Annotated in this window: 16 protein-coding genes and 3 pseudogenes; 14 read left to right on the top strand and 5 right to left on the bottom strand. The window is 35.9% G+C overall.

The annotated features are described in order from the left end of the window. Positions 1–26: 26 nt before the first annotated feature. Positions 27–1937: a class II glutamine amidotransferase gene (locus L950_RS18105; protein WP_021189720.1), complete on the bottom strand. Its 1911-nt coding sequence runs from the start codon at positions 1935–1937 to the stop codon at positions 27–29. A gap of 219 nt (positions 1938–2156) precedes the next feature. Next, positions 2157–2531 carry a peroxiredoxin family protein gene (locus L950_RS18100; protein WP_031288122.1) on the bottom strand — a complete coding sequence of 125 codons (375 nt, stop codon included), beginning with the start codon at positions 2529–2531 and terminating at the stop codon, positions 2157–2159. A gap of 146 nt (positions 2532–2677) precedes the next feature. Between L950_RS18100 and purN the strand changes: the two are divergent. Both purN and L950_RS30595 read left to right on the top strand, forming a co-directional pair. Next, a pseudogene (purN, locus tag L950_RS18095) lies at positions 2678–3249 on the top strand (phosphoribosylglycinamide formyltransferase). 50 nt (positions 3250–3299) lie between these two features. After that, the gene (locus L950_RS30595) at positions 3300–3479 is read left to right on the top strand and encodes a hypothetical protein (RefSeq protein WP_132772682.1); all 180 of its coding nucleotides are present in this window, start codon (positions 3300–3302) and stop codon (positions 3477–3479) included. Positions 3480–3486: 7 nt separating this feature from the next. Here L950_RS30595 and L950_RS18090 read toward each other — a convergent pair. Beyond that, positions 3487–4721, bottom strand: a pseudogene (locus L950_RS18090) (MFS transporter). A gap of 90 nt (positions 4722–4811) precedes the next feature. On the opposite strand from L950_RS18090, the gene L950_RS18085 reads away from it, so the two are divergent. The 12 genes and pseudogenes from L950_RS18085 to L950_RS18040 all read left to right on the top strand — a co-directional run bounded on the left by L950_RS18085 (position 4812) and on the right by L950_RS18040 (position 17560). After that, positions 4812–5291 (top strand): DUF4442 domain-containing protein, encoded by a 480-nt coding sequence (locus tag L950_RS18085; protein ID WP_021189716.1) that lies wholly within the window; start codon positions 4812–4814, stop codon positions 5289–5291. Positions 5292–5352: 61 nt separating this feature from the next. After that, positions 5353–5781 carry a hypothetical protein gene (locus tag L950_RS18080; RefSeq protein ID WP_021189715.1) on the top strand — a complete coding sequence of 143 codons (429 nt, stop codon included), beginning with the start codon at positions 5353–5355 and terminating at the stop codon, positions 5779–5781. A gap of 1 nt (position 5782) precedes the next feature. Next, the gene (locus L950_RS18075; protein WP_021189714.1) at positions 5783–6430 is read left to right on the top strand and encodes an SCO family protein; all 648 of its coding nucleotides are present in this window, start codon (positions 5783–5785) and stop codon (positions 6428–6430) included. A gap of 1 nt (position 6431) precedes the next feature. Then, positions 6432–6821, top strand: coding sequence for a c-type cytochrome (locus L950_RS18070; RefSeq protein WP_021189713.1), 390 nt, complete (start codon positions 6432–6434; stop codon positions 6819–6821). Between the two features lie 339 nt (positions 6822–7160). Then, positions 7161–7748 (top strand): TetR/AcrR family transcriptional regulator, encoded by a 588-nt coding sequence (locus L950_RS18065; RefSeq protein WP_021189712.1) that lies wholly within the window; start codon positions 7161–7163, stop codon positions 7746–7748. Between the two features lie 4 nt (positions 7749–7752). Next, positions 7753–9081 carry a TolC family protein gene (locus L950_RS18060; RefSeq protein ID WP_031288119.1) on the top strand — a complete coding sequence of 443 codons (1329 nt, stop codon included), beginning with the start codon at positions 7753–7755 and terminating at the stop codon, positions 9079–9081. A 25-nt stretch (positions 9082–9106) separates the two neighbouring features. Then, complete coding sequence (locus L950_RS18055; protein ID WP_021189710.1) at positions 9107–10252, top strand: efflux RND transporter periplasmic adaptor subunit; 1146 nt, start codon at positions 9107–9109, stop codon at positions 10250–10252. Positions 10253–10285: 33 nt separating this feature from the next. Further along, positions 10286–13454 (top strand): annotated as a pseudogene (locus L950_RS37435) (efflux RND transporter permease subunit). A gap of 193 nt (positions 13455–13647) precedes the next feature. Then, the gene (locus tag L950_RS33830; RefSeq protein WP_021189709.1) at positions 13648–13920 is read left to right on the top strand and encodes a hypothetical protein; all 273 of its coding nucleotides are present in this window, start codon (positions 13648–13650) and stop codon (positions 13918–13920) included. 11 nt (positions 13921–13931) lie between these two features. Continuing rightward, the gene (locus tag L950_RS33825; RefSeq protein WP_231577404.1) at positions 13932–14117 is read left to right on the top strand and encodes a hypothetical protein; all 186 of its coding nucleotides are present in this window, start codon (positions 13932–13934) and stop codon (positions 14115–14117) included. Further along, the gene (locus tag L950_RS18045) at positions 14054–15229 is read left to right on the top strand and encodes a M60 family metallopeptidase (protein ID WP_231577403.1); all 1176 of its coding nucleotides are present in this window, start codon (positions 14054–14056) and stop codon (positions 15227–15229) included. The genes L950_RS33825 and L950_RS18045 overlap by 64 nt, the downstream gene beginning before the upstream one ends. A gap of 543 nt (positions 15230–15772) precedes the next feature. Beyond that, positions 15773–17560: a chloride channel protein gene (locus tag L950_RS18040; RefSeq protein ID WP_021189708.1), complete on the top strand. Its 1788-nt coding sequence runs from the start codon at positions 15773–15775 to the stop codon at positions 17558–17560. Positions 17561–17703: 143 nt separating this feature from the next. Here the strand turns inward: L950_RS18040 and L950_RS28825 are convergent, their stop codons facing one another. Beyond that, positions 17704–17871 (bottom strand): hypothetical protein, encoded by a 168-nt coding sequence (locus tag L950_RS28825; protein ID WP_021189707.1) that lies wholly within the window; start codon positions 17869–17871, stop codon positions 17704–17706. Continuing rightward, a partial coding sequence (locus L950_RS18035) for a hypothetical protein (protein WP_037526069.1) occupies positions 17858–18163 on the bottom strand: 306 nt, incomplete at its 5' end. The genes L950_RS18035 and L950_RS28825, both read right to left, overlap by 14 nt.

Below are 18163 nucleotides of genomic sequence, written 5' to 3'. Positions count from 1 at the left end.
TTTCTATAATATGTATTTTGCTCTTATTAACTGCTGAAGTAAGCTCTTACGTTCTTACCTTCTACCCAGTTCATAAATGCTTTATTGACAACTTTATTTCCTCCAGGAGTCGGATAATTACCAGAGAAGTACCAATCACCTTTATGATCAGGACAGGCAATATGTAAATTATCTAAAGTCTGGAAAATCACTGTTACTTCAGCTTTCAAATGATGTGGCGTAATGATTCTCGCAATTTCATTTGAAATTTCATCATCTGTAAAGGGTTCGTAGATAGCTTTGACATAATTTTCTATTTCGTCAATATCTGCTGTTATCGAAACCAAACATTTTTGATATACTTCATCAATAATATGTGCTAAACCACGTTGTCTTAATAACGATATAGCTGCTTCAAAAGCAACAAACTCACCCATTCTAGACATATCGATACCGTAACAATCTGGGTAACGAATTTGCGGTGCTGATGAAACAATTACAATCTTCTTCGGATTCAGACGATCTAAAATTGTTAAGATACTTTGTTTTAAGGTTGTTCCTCTTACAATTGAATCATCAATCGCAACGATTGTATCTTCATGATCTTTAACAATTCCGTAAGTTGTATCGTATACATGCTGTACCATATCAGTACGATCAGCATCTTGAGTAATAAATGTACGTAACTTAGCATCTTTCACATTCAATTTCTCAAAACGAGGATGAATGCTTAAAATATCTTCTAACTCACCGTCATCAATCTTATCCGCTCTATTTAATAAGGCATCCTTTTGAAAATCTCTAACGTAGGTATTGATACCATCCATCAGACCGTAGTAAGATACTTCAGCCGTATTTGGAATAAAAGAAAATACCGTGTTCTTAATATTATTATCAATTGCATTTAATACTTGCGGACATAAAAGGCGACCTAATTTTTTACGCTCTTTATAAATATCAGCATCTGAACCTCTTGAAAAATAGATACGCTCGAAAGAACATGATTTTTGCTCAACAGGCTCTCTAAACATTTCTTCGGTAACTGTCCCATCTTTTTTTGCAATCAACGCATGTCCAGGTTTAATTTCCTGCACTTTATCAATAGGAATATTAAATGCAGTCTGAATAACTGGTCTTTCCGAAGCAACAACAAGCACTTCATCGTCTTTATAATAGAAAGCAGGACGGATACCGGCAGGGTCGCGCATAACAAATGCATCTCCATGACCAAATATACCTGCAATCGTATAACCACCATCCCAAGTTTTTGCTGAACGCGTTAAGATCTTAGGAACATCCAAGTTTTTTGCAATCAGAGAACTGATTTCAATATTAGAATAACCTTCTTTCTTAAACTTGTCAAATAAATCCTGGTTTTCGTCATCTAAGAAATGTCCAATTTTTTCCAATACAGTAACTGTATCTGCCTTTTCTTTTGGGTGTTGACCTAGCTCGTACAACTGTTGCAATAATTCGTCAACATTTGTCATGTTAAAATTACCGGCAACAACCAAATTGCGAGACATCCAGTTGTTCTGTCTTAAGAAAGGGTGACAACTTTCAATGCTATTTTTACCATGAGTACCGTAACGCAAATGACCTAACAATACCTCTCCGGTAAAACTAACATTATCTTTTAACCATTGTGTATCTTTAGATTCCTCCGGATATGCCTTGTGTACAGATGCAAACTTCTTTTGTACATATTCAAAGATATCAGCCACAGCACTGGATCCCATCGCTCTGTAACGAGAAATGTACCGATTTCCTGGCTTTACGTCGAATTTTATGGTCGCAATACCCGCACCATCTTGGCCACGGTTGTGTTGCTTTTCCATCAATAAGTACAATTTGTTTATGCCGTAGTAAGGCGTACCGTATTTTTCCTGGTAATAAGAAAGGGGCTTTAACAGTCGAATAAGTGCAATACCGCACTCGTGTTTAATTGAGTCGCTCATATCTTGATTTGATGTCGCAAAAATAGCAAATATTTATAATTAGTTGTATCAAAAAAAGACTCTTGTATTTAAAAATTACAACTAGAAGACAAGCAAAACTATTTGATTAGCTGTTGCAAAGCTACTTGCAATACCTTAACATCATCAACACCATCTAAATGTTTTAATAATTTGTGTGTTTTTGCATCGTAGATATACAGTGAAGGTGTTTGTGTAGGTTTAAATAAGCTGATAACTGTCCATTTTATCTAAAATAAAAGATACGTTAGGATGAGGTCTCAATTTCTTTGCAAACATATTTATAAATCCTTCCACATATTCGACATCATTCATGGCAACAAAGTAGAATTTAATATTTTTAAACGCCTGTAGCTGATCCGCTATCCCCGCCCCCATTTTCTGACAATGACTACAGCCCGTGTCATAGTAATTAAAAATGATAAGTCCCTCCTTTGGTAAATCGGACGTTTTAAAAGATTTACCGGTAAATACCTCCTGAAGAGAAAAATATGGGATCTGTGCAGGCGCCTGAGCACTGACCCGCTTTGTTGGTATAAGTAAAAAAGTAATTAGTATTAATGTAAATGTTTTCATAAGCTTAAAAATAAAACAGTATTGCCAAAGGTTAAATATACGAGTCAAATTGTACACATAACACCAAGCTGTTAGTTTATTTACAAAAAATAACGTAAGTTTGGTTGATTAACTTTTTTTAGAACGTCACTTAACACAATTAAACTGTGAAAAAACGTATTGCCATATTTGCTTCAGGTTCTGGTTCCAATGCCCAAAAAATAATGGAGTATTTTAAATATTCTGAAGATGCCGAAATCGCTATCGTATTGAGCAATAATGCTGATGCATATGTTATCCAAAGAGCTGATAATTTTGAAATACCTGTCCACGTATTTGACCGAAATGAATTTTTCAGATCGGACGAAATTGTTAAAATGTTAAAAAACTTAAACATTGACTTAATTGTACTTGCAGGATTCCTTTGGTTAGTTCCTAATAATCTTTTACAAGCTTTTCCCAATAAGATTATTAATATCCATCCAGCGCTGTTACCTAAATATGGTGGCAAAGGTATGTATGGTGATCATGTTCATAAAGCCGTATTGGCAAATAAAGAAACAGAGCATGGCATAACAATTCATTTTGCAAATGAGCATTTTGATGAAGGAGAAGTAATTTATCAAGGCCGCTTTAAAGTAGAGCTCATGACACTTTAGAGGTAATTAAGTTTAAAGGACAACAATTAGAACATCAGCAATACCCTAAAGTAATTGACAACTTACTAAAAAAGATGTAATTTAACGTTTTTTATTTAGACTGCTTATAAATAATATATATCTTTGCATTATGAATACTTCAGAATTGCAAGGAACAGAATTTCAAGATACATTCTCAAAGGAGAAAATAGATTTTTGTGCTGATACAAAAGCATCAAGTCCGTTTTCTCCTTTTTCATGTGCTTGTTTTAAAAAATGTTGTAAGAAATATAAAAAAGGGAATCGTTGCGGCAAATGTCCAAAGCGCTAATTTTTGCCTACTCTTCTTCCAGATAATTCAGATCTTTATCAAAGCTCTCTTCGAGCTGTGTTAATGCATATATAGCAATTCCTGATAATAAAAATATCATCATAAATGCGGCTGTAATAATACCCCAGTGATTGACAAGAACTCCGTACAACATTGTTGAAGGGATCAGTGCTCCACGAACAAAGTTAGGTGCAGTAGTGGCCACTGTAGCTCGCAAATTCGTCCCGAACTGTTCTGCAGATATGGTGACAAAAGTTGCCCAATAACCTATACCAAGTCCCATAAAAAAGGAAAGCCATATAAATTTAGTCTCAGACAAACCATCACTTAATAAGTACCATGAAGAACTTACGAGGATAATTATTTGACACAGTAAAACGACTTTCTTTCGTGATTTCAAAACCTGAGCTAATAAACCTGCCAGTAAATCCCCTAAAGAAATCCCCAGATAGGTGAACAAAACTCCTTTTCCAGCACTAAGAACAACTGGCGCATGTAGCGCTTTACCAATCTCTGGAGCCTGAGTAACAAGTACGCCTACCACAAACCAAATCGGTAATCCGATGCACAAGCAGTATAAATATCTTTTAAAACGACGTTTATCAGTGAAAAGCATACTAAACTTACCCTTCACTACTGTTTTCTCTTCTGCTGTTTTAAACAAGCCAGACTCGAGTGCTCCTACCCGCATTAACAGTAACAACAATCCCATACCACCGCCAACAAAGTAAGCAGTTCTCCAATCATATTGTTCAGATATAAAATATCCTAAAACGGCGCCTAAGACACCAACTGTAGCAACCAGCATGGTACCATACCCTCGTTCTGATTTATGCATGCTTTCGCTAACTAAGGTAATACCGGCTCCCAATTCACCCGCTAAACCAATACCGGCAATGAAACGAATGATACCGTACGTCATCACATCATGTACAAAACCATTCGATATGTTCGCCAATGAATACAGCAAAATCGAACCAAACAAGACTTCAATCGTCCAAACTTATCACCAATAATCCCCCAGATCACGCCTCCAATCAGTAATCCGCCCATCTGCATATTTAATACAAACTCCCCCTCAGAACGCATATCCGCGGGAGAAACACCGATTTCTTCAAAAGATTTTACACGAACAATCGAAAAGATAATGAGGTCATATATATCAACAAAATACCCCAATGAGGCAACAAGAATAATAATCCAAACATTCTTGTTTGAGGACATTTCGGGTTGGTTAGCCATATTTTATTTTTTTATAAAAATATCATTGTGGAACCATTTTTACAAATCAATTAGCAAACGAATTTTAATTTATTGTATTACATTTGCACCATGTTGTATAGTCCCAAATCCCTAAAGTGGTTATTAAGAATTTACCCGCCATTTTTATTCCAACGCATATGGGTCAAAAAAATTCATACAGACTTTCAAGGTGTGGATGTAAAAATTATCAAAAGTATTTTCAATAAAAACTCAAACAGTACCATATTTGGTGGAACAATTTTTTCAGCAGTTGATCCTTTTTATGCGATTCTTATTGATCAGCGCTTACAATCACATGGATTTAAAAAAACTGTAGCTTGGCTCAAATCAGCATCCATTGAATATAAAAAGCCTGGCTTGACCAATCTTAGATTTTCGATCAAAATAACTGACGAGGATTTTAATGAATGCATGGATACACTTAAAAACAGAGGTCGGATCATTAAGACATTTTCTGTAGAAATTGTGAACGATCAAAATGAAATTTGTGCCATTGCGAAAAATGAAATCTATATTCGTGACCTGAATTTTACATACACCAGAGTATAATAAGCTATTATCTTCTTTATCTATTTGGTATCTTTGTCGGTAACAGACAAAATATTTCAATATGAAAAAATTAGCTTTTTTAGTTGCGTCAGCTTTTGCAATAACTTCATGTGCCAATAGCTCAAATACAAATAATCAAAATGATTTAGCGAAAACACAAGAAGAAACCATGAAAATTCATGATGAGATCATGCCGCAAGTAAGTATTTTTGATAAAGATGCAGTTACTATCGATTCCATCCTCACAAATCTTAGTGCTATAAAAACAGCTAAACCTGATCTAGATACAACAAATACTCGACAAGAATTGTCTCAGTTAAAAAGCAATCTCGAAGATGCAACAGATCATATGATGGATTGGATGAAAGACTATAGTGCCGATTCAACGACAGTAGATTATGCTAATCGCGAATTGACTAAAGTAAAAGACATGAAAGCAGTCTTTGATCGTGTATCAAAAGAGAAACAAGAAATCTTAAAAAAGTATTAATATGTTAAAATCAATTCAGATTGGTGCTTCTTTTCTTATTGCACTAACAACATTTACAATATCTAGTTGTCAGTCCAATACAGTTACACTTCCTATTTATGGTCAACGTGAACCAGTAGAGAAAATTATAGATGGTAAGACGGTTATTGATACCCTATACCATACCATCCCCCCTTTCAAATTTCTAAACCAAGATAGTGTCTATATAACGGATAAGAATTTTGATAACAAAGTGTATATCGCTAATTTCTTTTTCACTCATTGCCCAAGTATATGCCCTACTATGAATAGAAATCTGTTGAAAGTATACGAGCAATATAAGGATAGTGATCAAGTTTACTTTTTATCACATAGCATTGATTTCAAATATGACCAGCCACATGTCTTAAAAGAATATGCCAATAAATTAGGTGTTAGCAATGATCATTGGAATTTTGTAATGGGATCAAAAGCTGATATCTATGGAATTGCAAACCAATACCTAGTCTACACAGCAGAAGACAAAAATGCGCCAGGGGGATATGATCATCAAGGATATCTGGTATTAGTAGATAAACAAAAAAGAATACGCGGTGCTTATGACGGTACTAATGATGAGCAAGTTGCGAAACTACAAAAAGAACTTGCTATCCTACTCGAAGAAAAGTAAAATGATAAAACTATATCTTTTAGGAGTATTGATCGCTCTATATTCTTTATGCTCGATAAGCAGTTGCCAGTCAGGCAAAGATATAAAGACAGCACAATATGCCGTAAATGGACAAAAAATATATATTAATCATTGTAAAAATTGTCATGGCGATAAGGGTGAAGGCTTAGGCCTATTATATCCACCATTAACGGATGTAGAATTTTTAACAAAAAATAGAGATCGTTTATCCTGTATTGTTAAGAATGGACTAGAAGAAGAAATTGTAGTTGCGGGCAAAACATTTAACACTAAAATGCCAGCGAATGAAATCTTGACCGACATCGATATCGCCTATGTTTTAACCTATATTACCACAAATTTGGTAAGCAAGATAAAATATTCAGTCTAGAAGAAGTTCAGATGAGTTTAAAAAATTGCAAGTAGGACATTCCATGATTTAAAGAAAAGCTTAGTTAATCAACTAGGCTTTTTTGTGTTGGTACCTATTTAGGTAAAAAAAGAAAGGTTTTCAAACGAGGAGAATGAAAACCTTTACTAACCAATTATAAACCTAAATTATGATGGTACAAATATAGGCCATGCAAATTGATTAGCAAACCAACTAAATGTTAAAATATGTTAACATCGGAAATGCGAATAAATAGATGTCTGCAATGAATAAAATATAGTTTTTCATTACAATATTTTGACATTTAGATTTGATTAAAATTTCTACATTTGGAACCGAATGAACGTTCAATACACAAAAAATAATTCTAAAGTGATTTCCATATTTGAGACCACACTTCGGTTGATCAAAGATCATGGATTTCATGGCACAGCGATGAGCAAGATAGCTCAGGAAGCTGATGTCGCAATCGGTACAATCTATCATTACTTCCCATCGAAAGATGATTTGATCGTTAGCCTGTTTCAATACTGTGGCGACACTTTAAATGAAGCAATCTTTGGATCGCTGGATGATAAATTGACTTATAAAGACACTTTTTTTCATATATGGAAAGGCTTTGTAAAATTTTACAGAGAACATGTAGAAATGTTCAGTTTTTTTGAACAATTTTACTCATCTCCTTATTATAACGTGAACAGTTATGAAACAAATGAATCTATTAGTGGTCAGAGTAATATACTTAAATTCTTAACAACAGGAATCAATAAAGGCGAATTAAAAGACACCAATGTAGAAGCATTAGCTTGCGTCTTCTTTGGAACTGCTGTATCAGCAATTAAAGGAGTGAAACACAACAAATTAAAATCAAATGAAAGCATCGAAGATGTTGTAAACATCATTTGGGATGGAGTTAAAAATAAATAATTTTATGAAGTTTAGACAAATAGCCTTTTCTTTGGCAGCCATGACTACAATATACAATGTTAGTTATGCCCAACAAACAGGCAATGAGACATTACCTGCTAAAGCAAATTTGCAGCAACTCATTGACTATGCCCTTAGCAACAAGATAAGTCTGAAACAGGCTGCAATTGATGAGGAAATTGGCGAAAAAGATATCGACATTGCCTTGTCAGGCTGGTTGCCACAGGTAAACGCTAATGGTTCTTACAACTACAATGTTAAAGTTCCCACCTCTTTTATAGGTGGACAGAACATTGCGTTAGGACAGAAGAATGCTAGTGCTTTAACCTTACAGGCTGATCAACAGATTTTGAATCCGGCACTTATGCAAGCTTCAAAAGCAGCAACACTTATCCGTCAATCCAATAAGCAAAACACTGAAAGTCAAAAAATCAACACAGTGGTTGAAGTGAGTAAAGCTTACTATGATATTTTAACGAGTGAAGAGCAGATCAAAATTGTTCGTGAAAACATTGCTAGACTTCAAAAACAATATAACGACGCTAAAGTACGCTACGAAGTTGGTATGGTTGACAAAACCGATTTCAAAAGAGCTCAAATTGCGTTAAGCAATGCAAATGCGGACGAAAAGCGGACTATTGAATTACGCCGTTATAAATATGATTATTTAAAAAATTTAATAGCAGTTGATCATAAAGTTGATATTACATTATCTTTTGAGAATGCGAATATGGAAAATCAGATTCTGATTGACACGACTTCATCTGCTAGCGTAACCAATAGAATTGAATTCCAACAATTGGAAACGTCCAAAAAAATGCAAGAATTAGAAACGCAATACTATAAATGGACCTACCTCCCAAATGTAAGCGCATTTTATAACTATGCATTTAATTACAGAAATAACAAATTTAAGGATTTGTATAATGACAATTTCCCAAGCTCTGTAGCTGGATTATCTGTATCTATTCCAATTTTTCAAGGTTTTAAAAGAAAGCATCAAATCAATCAATCCAAACTACGCGAAAGTAGAATTGATTTAAGCATGGAAGATTTGAAAAATCAAGTCAACACAGAATATGCACTTGCAACAGCTTCATATAATGCCAACCTAATTGATTGGAAAACATCAAGAGATAATGTTGACTTATCTAAGGAAGTCTATGATACGATTAAGTTACAATATGATGAAGGTATTAAAACTTACTTAGACTTAATGACAGCTGAGACTGATCTTAAAACAAGTCAATTGAATTATTTAAATGCACTTTATGCACTTCTATCGAGTAAGCTAGATGTTCAAAAAGCATTAGGAACTGTAGATACAAAATAAACAACATTAAGAAACCAAGAATATCATGAATAAAAAACATTTATTAGCAGCTTTTTTTATTGGGACTACGCTAATCTGGCAGTCATGTGGCAATAAAGATGCTCAGAAACAACAGGCTGCACAGCAAGCAGAACGTGTTGTACCTGTTTCCATAGCAACTGCCACAGAAGAAATTGTCACAGGAAACCAAACATATCCAGCTACTGTAAAACCCTTAAATGAAGCTGATTTATTTGCTGAAGTTTCTGGTTATGTAACGCAAATATTTATAACTGATGGAGCATCGGTATCCAAAGGTCAAAAATTATATGAAATTGACGGCACTCGCTATGCTGCGGCTTTAGATCAAGCCAGAGCAAATCTTAAAATTGCACAATCTAATTTGGATCGTGTGCAAACAGATTTAAACCGTTACCAAGCATTAGCAGATAAAGATGCGATCGCAAAACAAACTTTAGATTATGCTAAAACAGATCTGGCAAATCAAAAAGCGCAGATCTTAGGTGCACAAGCTGCTGTAACAACAGCACAAACAAACTTAAATCGTTCAACTATAAGAGCGCCATTCGCGGGTATTGTAGGTATATCCGATGTACGTCTTGGGGCTTTGGTTAATCCTGGAACTACACGATTAAATACGGTATCTTCAATCAATCCTGTGGCAGTTGAAATCCAAGTGAGCGAGCGTGATATCCCTCAATTTGTAAACTTACAAAAATCAGGTTCTGCAGCACAGATCGGCGCAGTATTACCGGATGGAACGGAGTATACAGCTCCAGGAAGAATTGCCACTATTGACCGTGCAGTTGATCCACAAACAGGAACGATAAGAGTACGTGCTAATTTTGACAACCCTGGTAATGTCTTGAGAGCTGGAATGAATCTATCTTTAAACATCAAAACAAATTCAGCAACTGAAGAAATTGTTATTCCTTATAAAGCTGTTCAAGATCAGTTGGGAGTATTTAACGTGTATGTTGTTGGTGACAGCAGTAAAGCTGAACAACGTAAAGTTGATCTAGGTTTAAAATTAGGAGATAAAGTAGTTGTAAAATCAGGCCTTAAAGTCGGTGAGAAAATTGTTGTTGATGGTATCATGAATGTGCAAACAGGTGTAAAAGTTGCTGAGGCTCCTGCTGCTGCACCTGATGCCGCTGCACCAAAAAAATAATTTTCACAGACTTTATAAGATACAAAAAAACATATGATTTCAGAAGTTTTTATAAAAAGACCCGTCACTGCCATTGTGATTTCCCTATTGATTATGATCGTAGGTGGAATTTCAATTGTGTCATTGCCGATCAGTCAATATCCATCCGTAGCCCCACCAACTGTTTCAGTAACAGCAAACTACACTGGCGCGGATGCTCAAACTGTTGAACAAACAGTAACGACTCCTATTGAGAGTCAAATTAATGGTACACCGGGCATGCTTTACATGTCCTCAAACAGTACATCGAATGGTCAATCACAGATAACCGTAACTTTTGAAGTAGGTACTGATATTGATATCGCTACATTAGACGTTCAAAACCGTGTGGGTATTGCTGAACCAGCGTTACCCGAAGCAGTTAAACGTTTAGGAGTAACGACACGTAAAGCAAATACAGATATCTTAATGCTCGTTTCACTGGTATCACCAAAAGGTACCCGCGATGCTAAGTTTTTAGATAACTATGCCAATTTATACATCAAAGATGCGTTATTACGTATCACTGGTGTTGGTGAGGTTACCGCTTTTGGACAGCCATTCTCCATGCGCGTTTGGTTAGATGCCAATAAATTAACGAATTTAAATCTAACTCCTGCAGATGTTTCTACAGCAATTGCTGAACAAAACTTAAGAATTCCGGGAGGATCAGTAGGTTCTACTCCGCAAAAATCAGATCAGGTATTTGAATACCCAGTGATTACGGATTCAGATTTATCTTCGGTACAGGATTTTGAAGAAATCATTGTGAAATCAAATACAGATGGATCAATTGTTTTATTAAAAGACGTAGCGAGAGTAGAATTGGGTCAATTCAGTTATGCAACAAGTACGCGTGTAAATGGCATGACTTCTTCTGGTATGATGGTTTCTCAAACTCCAGGAGGTAATGCTGTGCAATCTGCAGAGGGTATCTATACTGCATTGGAAAGATTAAAAAATCATTCCCTGATGATGTTGACTATGTTGTCGGTTATGAGACAATTTCTGTTGTTAATGCTTCCATTGAATCAGTTATTCATACTTTGATTGAAGCTTTACTATTAGTAACTTTAGTTGTATTCTTCTTCTTACAGTCATGGAGAGCAACACTAATTCCTGTATTAGCGATTCCTGTATCTATTGTTGGTACATTTATCTTCTTCTTATTATTCGGTTTCTCAATCAATAACTTAACTTTATTGGCATTCGTGCTTGCTATTGGTATTGTGGTCGATGATGCGATTGTGGTGGTTGAGGCGGTGCAGCATTATATAGATCATTATAAGATGTCTGCGGCAGATGCAACGCGTCGTGCATGAAAGACATTACAGCTCCGGTTATTGCCATTGCTTTGATTCTTTCTGCAGTATTCGTTCCTGTAGGATTTATCCCAGGTATGGTGGGTCAATTGTATCAACAATTCTCCATAACAATTGCCGTTTCGGTTATGTTGTCTGCATTTATTGCCCTGTCATTAACACCGGCATTATGTTCGATCATGTTAAGACCAACAGCAGTTCACTCGAAAGCGAAAGGTCTTAATAAGTTTTTCTACAAGTTTAATATCTGGTTCGAAAGAGTAACGAATAAATATTCTAATGGTGTAAAATACTGTATCAAAAAGGCTCCTATGGCGTTAATCATCTTACTTTGTATCTTCATTGGTACAGGTTATATGTTTAATAAAAAACCAACTGGATTTATTCCTGGTGAAGATAATGGGATGTTCTTTGCCGGTATTACCTTGCCAGAAGGTTCGTCTACAACACGTACAAAAGAAATTTTAAATGAAGTAGAGCAAGAATTACGTAAAGATTATCCAGAGATTAAAGATATTACGGCTATTGCCGGTATCAATATTTTGAACAGAGCTTTCCAGCCTAACGTAGCGACAGTTTTCGTTTCTCTAAAACCTTGGAAAGATAGAAAGCGTACTGCTAACCAAATTACGGGTGGTATCATGGGAAAATATGCTGGCTATAATAAAGCACGTGTACTCGCTGTTACTCCTCCTGCAATTCCTGGTCTTGGTACTTCTGGTGGTTTCAGTTTAATGATTCAAGATCAACAGACCGTAGATATCAAAGTCTTCGAAGGTGTAGTTGGTAAATTCTTAGCTGCGGCCAATCAGAGACCTGAAATCGGTATGGCCTATACCCTATTTAACACAAAAACTCCAAATTACAAGTTATCTGTTAATAGAGAGCAAGCGAAGAAAATGGGGGTTCCTGTTTCGACAATCTATACCACTATATCTGCATACCTTGGATCTTCTTATATTAATGATTTTACAAGATACGGACGTAACTTTAGGGTTGTATCTCAGGCGGATAAAGATTACCGTATGAACATTGAGGACATCAACAAATTATATGTTAATAATGGCCGCGGTGAATCTGTTCCTTTAAGTTCATTGGTTACTTGGAACCTTGTTCAGAATCCAGCTATTATCAATCACTATAACATCTTTAGAAGTATAGAGGTCAGTGGTAGTGCTGCGCCTGGTTATTCGTCCGGTGATGCCATCAGAGCGCTTCAGGAAGTTGCCGCAGAAACATTGCCGAACGGTTATAGTTATGATTTCTCAGGATTGGCTTTACAAGAAACAAAATCTGGAAATATGACTATTATGATCTTTGGTTTATGTATTCTGTTTGTATTCTTGCTACTAGCTGCGCTTTATGAAAGTTGGTCTGTTCCATTCTCAATTTTATTATCGGTACCACTAGGGGTATTTGGAGCAATTTTAACATTAACATTGATTCCAGCATTAGATAATAATATCTACGCGCAAATTGGTTTAGTTGCAATTATTGGTTTAGCGGCTAAAAATGCGATTCTAATTGTTGAGTTTGCTAAAGAACGTGTAGATATCGGAATGAACTTATATGAGGCAACATTAGATGCTGTTAAGCTTCGTCTGCGTCCTATTATCATGACATCTTTTGCATTTATCTTAGGTATTATTCCTTTGATGTTATCGACTGGCGCCGGTGCCATTTCTCGCCAAACAATTGGCTGGACAGTATTTGGTGGTATGTCTGCAGCGACAGTTTTAGCAATCTTTATCGTTCCGGTACTGTTCGTTGTGATCACACGACTGGCTTATGGTAAAAAGAAATTAGCCGAGTTAGAAGCTAATTTTGATGAAGAAAAAGCTAAAAATTTATCTGCTCACTAAACATTAAAATTTATCTCAATAGAATAAAGAAAGCCTTTCAATTCATTTTGAAAGGCTTTCTTTATTATAAGCTGTTTCAAATCGCTAAAAACATTGCCGGTTGAAGCTACAATCTTAACAATAATCTTACAATTGAAAATGCTTTAATGTTAGCACAATTTGATATTTTAGCACTTCAACTAACCATCTAAATATGAAGCTAAAATTCATTACTTTATTACTGCTTGCCGGTACGATAAGTAGTCTACATGCGCAATCTGCTAAAGACTATGCAGACGCTTATCAAGACTTACAAGTATTCGAAACTCCTTTAGCCGTTAAGCTAAAAAAAGGAATCAAAAAATCTGATCTTGATAAAATTAAAAATCCACAGGTCAAACAGGTTGCCACCTCCTTATTAAATAATCAATATGATCAAAAGTACCGGTTTGCAGAATACAATGCTATCCTTAGCCTTCAACCTTAGGCCATAACTTAATGATCGGTGATGGATACAGCAAATATGAAAATATAACCGGAATTTATCTGCCTATAGGCCGCCATATCATATCTGTTGATCATATCGCTGCAGATAATGAAGTTAAATTGATCATTCCAAATTGGAACCGCCGAGCTCCCGAAGGAATGGATCCGACCAAAGACCCAAAGGATGGGGTATTGTAAAGCAAGAATTTAAACTCAAAAATGGTATCAACATCATTGATGTCAAAGATTTCGACGGTCTGGCTTATATCGATTATTTCTCCGAAAATCCTAAAAAAGAAAAAGCAATCAGTGTACATTTTATTGGTAGCCCAGTTAATGGTTACTTTGATATTACGAAAAACAATGACCAAGATTGGAACAAGTTGGTAGATCAGGCTGTATATCCGGTTATTGATGCCAAAGGTCGACACATTCAGATTGCCTACCCTGCTGCCGATATTAAAAAGTATGCTTATGGAAAAGGTGTCGAGCTGATCAGTAATTATGATTCTCTTATTTACAGACAGCATCGTATTATGGGACTTATTAAATATAACAAAGTCCCTGAAAACAAAATTCTCTCGCGTGTAAATTATAATTATTACATGTTCCGTGACGGAGATGGAGTTGCTTATATGGGTACGGATCCTGGCAATGCAATGCCGCTTGTTGTAGACCCAGCCCGCGTAATCAAAGGGGATCCATGTTGGGGGTTTTCACATGAAGTAGGACACGTACATCAATTAAGACCTTATTTGAACTGGGGAGGATTGGGTGAAGTAAGTAATAATATTTTCTCCCTTTATGTAACAACTTCTTATGGCAATAAAAGCCGTCTTTCAGAACAAGGTAATTACAAAAAATCCAGAGAAAGTATCATTAATGGTAAAATAAGTTACCTACAGGATCCAGATGTATTCAATCGCTTAGTACCTTTCTGGCAACTTCAACTGTATTTCGCAAATCAAGGTAAAAATCCTAATTTTTACCCCGATTTATTTGAAGCCTTCCGCAAACAGAATCCTGAACGTAGAAGCAGACGCGGTGGCGGTCAAGTAATGGGCGATCGTGGAAACAACCCTGCTGTACACCAATTGAATTTTGTAAAAACAGCATCACAGGTCGCAAAACTTGATCTCACAGATTTCTTTGATCTTTATGGCTTCTTCCATGTTGGAAAATTTACTTATGATGATTATGGTAATTATACATACGAAATGACACAAGAAATGGTTGATAAGTGCAAAAAAGAAATTCAACAACTTAATCTTCCAAAGCCAGATATGGATATCTCTACTTTAGCTGATTAATTTAGATTAATAAAAAGGGTTCGACAAATTATATTATCGAACCCTTTATCCTTCTCATATGGTTTATCTAATAACCGAATTATTATTAAACTATTTATTTTTTAACATTCAGTAATAAAAAATACGAATAACGGTCAAACCGCTATTCGTAAACTATTAACTTAAAGAAAGAGTGTAGTGGTACACTCTTTTGATCGCATATAAGAAACAATTCACAGCGCATTTTGTTTTCTGCAATCCACTCCAATACGTAATCTTTTTAAGATGAACCATAAACTATCATAAAAGCAAATTATTATATGACTGTTTGTTTCAAGATGAACTAAGCAATGATTTATAAAAAAAGTATATCATTGAATGATATCAAAATCCTGGGATTATCAATCATCTGATTATAAACTTAAAATCTTCATGATCACTGCTATACTAAAAAACCGATTACATCTAATAAAAAAATTATAAATACTTGCCAGGATTTATCTTGAAATCTTACATTTGCACAGTCACAATAATTTCACTTGTGAACAGCAAATTAAAAATGTCATGATAGGAAGATTATATCTTCAGCTTGAGCGCTTTAATAGATGGCGCACCCAAAAGATTTCAAATAAAAACTTTTTAGTCATTGTTGCTCTTTTAGTAGGTCTTATAGGTGGTTTTGCCGCGGCAACACTTAAAGGAATGACTCACTGGATCGCTTCGTCGCTACAGAACGAAGTTCAATCACAATATAAATATTACATCTACCTCTTATTCCCCTTAATAGGTATCTTATTAAGTGTTATTTATGTAAGACGGTTCATTAAAAAAGGAAAATTCGAGCATGGTATCACTCCGATTATTTATTCTATTTCCCGCAAATCAAGTCGCATTGAGCCACACAATATCTATTCTCAAATTATTACCAGTGCGATCACGGTTGGCTTCGGTGGGTCTGCAGGTCTTGAAGCACCGATAGCATATAGCGGAGCAGCAATAGGCTCAAATACGGGACGTTTTTTCGGTCTTAATTACAAGGAAGTAACGCTTTTACTAGCTTGTGGTGCGGCCGCTGGAATATCTGGAGCATTCAACAGCCCGGTTGCCGGAATGATTTTTGCGATTGAAATTCTCCTTCCTGAATTTTCAATACCCGTATTTATTCCACTTTTAATTTCTACGGCAACAGCAGCAGCTGTTTCGCGTTCCTTGTACAGCGAACCCCTATTCCACTTGGTAACAGATGACTGGGAGTTTCACGCCCTAATTTATTACTTTGGATTAGCAACTATTATTGGAGGATTTTCAATCTACTTTGCTCGATTAACAACTTGGCTGAAGAATCTATATTCAAAAATAACTAATCCATACCGTAAAGTATGGGTAAGTGGAATAAGTCTTGGTATCTTAATTTTCTTATTTCCCTCACTTTATGGCGAAGGCTATATCACAATACAAAAAATATTAGACGGAAGTCATCAGGACATCCTGAGCAACAGTATGTTTTCTCAATATAGCGATATAGGCTGGCTTGTTGTTGCATTTACTATCGTTACCGTATTTGCGAAATCTATTGCAGCTTTGGTTACTTTAAACAGTGGCGGCAATGGGGGCATATTTGGCCCAAGCCTTATCATGGGTGGCCTTATCGGATTTGCCTTTTCATATGGAATGAATCTAACGGGTCTTGTAGATCTAAATGTTGCTAATTTCACGGTGGTTGGTATGGCTGCAGCATTGAGCGGTATTATGCATGCCCCTCTTACAGCGATATTTCTTATCGCAGAAATCACGGGCGGATATGCACTGATGGTTCCACTTATGCTGGTCGCTGCCACAACATATTTCATTAACCGTGCAGTACAGAAACATTCGATATACACCAAGGTATTAGCGGAACAGGGCGACTTATTAACGTACGAAGACAAAGACAGAACAGTTCTAAGTATGATGAAACTACGTCATCTACTTGAAAATAATTTCACAATCATGCGTCCTGATGAATTTGCCAAAGATAGAAATCATGACATTATCCACAGCAAAAGAAATATTTTTCCTGTTGTAGATTATGATGGAACATTTATAGGACTTATCTATAGTGAGCGCTTACTGGAAATTTTGCTAGGTGAGAATGTCGATGGTTTAAAAATGAAAATGAGCGAACTGGCACAGCAACCTATAGACATTATTAAAATGGGCACCAATATGGAAGTGGTTATGCAGAAAATGAAAAAAGAAGATGTGTGGATGCTTCCCGTAATCGATGAAACAGGAAAATACAAAGGCTTTTTATCCAAGTCTGCTGTCTTTAATAAATATCGCGCATTACTGATGAGGCAAGCTGCTATTTAGAACAATAAGTGCTCAAACCTAAATATTTCATATCTCGGATCAAATTTCCGGGCTTCAAATAGCACACATAAATCGTCAAATTTTCCGCGATAATTCAGGTTAATAATCTGGATGCGCTCCTAAAATAGGAGCGCAATCATGAATTATTTTCTCTTTCGCAATTTCCCCAACAACCGACTTGTCACATAACTTACGACTGTCCCGACTACGGCCATTAAAGCTGTATGCACAACATCACCAAGAGAAAAGCTAGCCCATATCGAACAGAGGGTACCCCCTAAAGTACCGATACGGATATCATTGCCTTTCATCCTGCACCTCCTTTTCTTTATCAATTAAAAGCTGGTCTGCCGGAGGTGACTCCTCCTCTCCTTTTTTATCTTTATCATCCAGCACCGTCTCCACGACACCTAGACCCAGTGCTAAATACTTAATAATATTTAATGCCTTGCCCGGCAATTTAATTGGCGCCATCAGCACCACCTGTAGCGCACGGCTTATTTTTTGAATTATCTTTTTCATATTTTTAATTATTAAAAGGTCTAGCGTTCCGACTGCGTAATTGCACCGAAAAAGAGGCGTTAAAAATGAATTTCTGTCTGA

Origin of the sequence: Sphingobacterium sp. IITKGP-BTPF85 (assembly GCF_001006065.1) — a bacterium.
In the GTDB taxonomy this organism is placed as follows: domain Bacteria; phylum Bacteroidota; class Bacteroidia; order Sphingobacteriales; family Sphingobacteriaceae; genus Sphingobacterium; species Sphingobacterium anhuiense.
Note: the sequence above shows the minus strand (reverse complement) of the source record. Positions and strands in the feature narration are given on the sequence as shown.

Excerpts from the sequence above, each read along its gene's own strand:
- L950_RS18105 (WP_021189720.1), bottom strand. The coding sequence starts at position 1,937 with ATGAGCGACTCAATTAAACACGAGTGCGGTATTGCACTTATTCGACTG.
- L950_RS18100 (WP_031288122.1), bottom strand. The coding sequence starts at position 2,531 with ATGAAAACATTTACATTAATACTAATTACTTTTTTACTTATACCAACA.
- L950_RS30595 (WP_132772682.1), top strand. The coding sequence starts at position 3,300 with ATGAATACTTCAGAATTGCAAGGAACAGAATTTCAAGATACATTCTCA.
- L950_RS18085 (WP_021189716.1), top strand. The coding sequence starts at position 4,812 with ATGTTGTATAGTCCCAAATCCCTAAAGTGGTTATTAAGAATTTACCCG.
- L950_RS18080 (WP_021189715.1), top strand. The coding sequence starts at position 5,353 with ATGAAAAAATTAGCTTTTTTAGTTGCGTCAGCTTTTGCAATAACTTCA.
- L950_RS18075 (WP_021189714.1), top strand. The coding sequence starts at position 5,783 with ATGTTAAAATCAATTCAGATTGGTGCTTCTTTTCTTATTGCACTAACA.
- L950_RS18070 (WP_021189713.1), top strand. The coding sequence starts at position 6,432 with ATGATAAAACTATATCTTTTAGGAGTATTGATCGCTCTATATTCTTTA.
- L950_RS18065 (WP_021189712.1), top strand. The coding sequence starts at position 7,161 with ATGAACGTTCAATACACAAAAAATAATTCTAAAGTGATTTCCATATTT.
- L950_RS18060 (WP_031288119.1), top strand. The coding sequence starts at position 7,753 with ATGAAGTTTAGACAAATAGCCTTTTCTTTGGCAGCCATGACTACAATA.
- L950_RS18055 (WP_021189710.1), top strand. The coding sequence starts at position 9,107 with ATGAATAAAAAACATTTATTAGCAGCTTTTTTTATTGGGACTACGCTA.
- L950_RS33830 (WP_021189709.1), top strand. The coding sequence starts at position 13,648 with ATGAAGCTAAAATTCATTACTTTATTACTGCTTGCCGGTACGATAAGT.
- L950_RS33825 (WP_231577404.1), top strand. The coding sequence starts at position 13,932 with ATGATCGGTGATGGATACAGCAAATATGAAAATATAACCGGAATTTAT.
- L950_RS18040 (WP_021189708.1), top strand. The coding sequence starts at position 15,773 with ATGATAGGAAGATTATATCTTCAGCTTGAGCGCTTTAATAGATGGCGC.
- L950_RS28825 (WP_021189707.1), bottom strand. The coding sequence starts at position 17,871 with ATGAAAGGCAATGATATCCGTATCGGTACTTTAGGGGGTACCCTCTGT.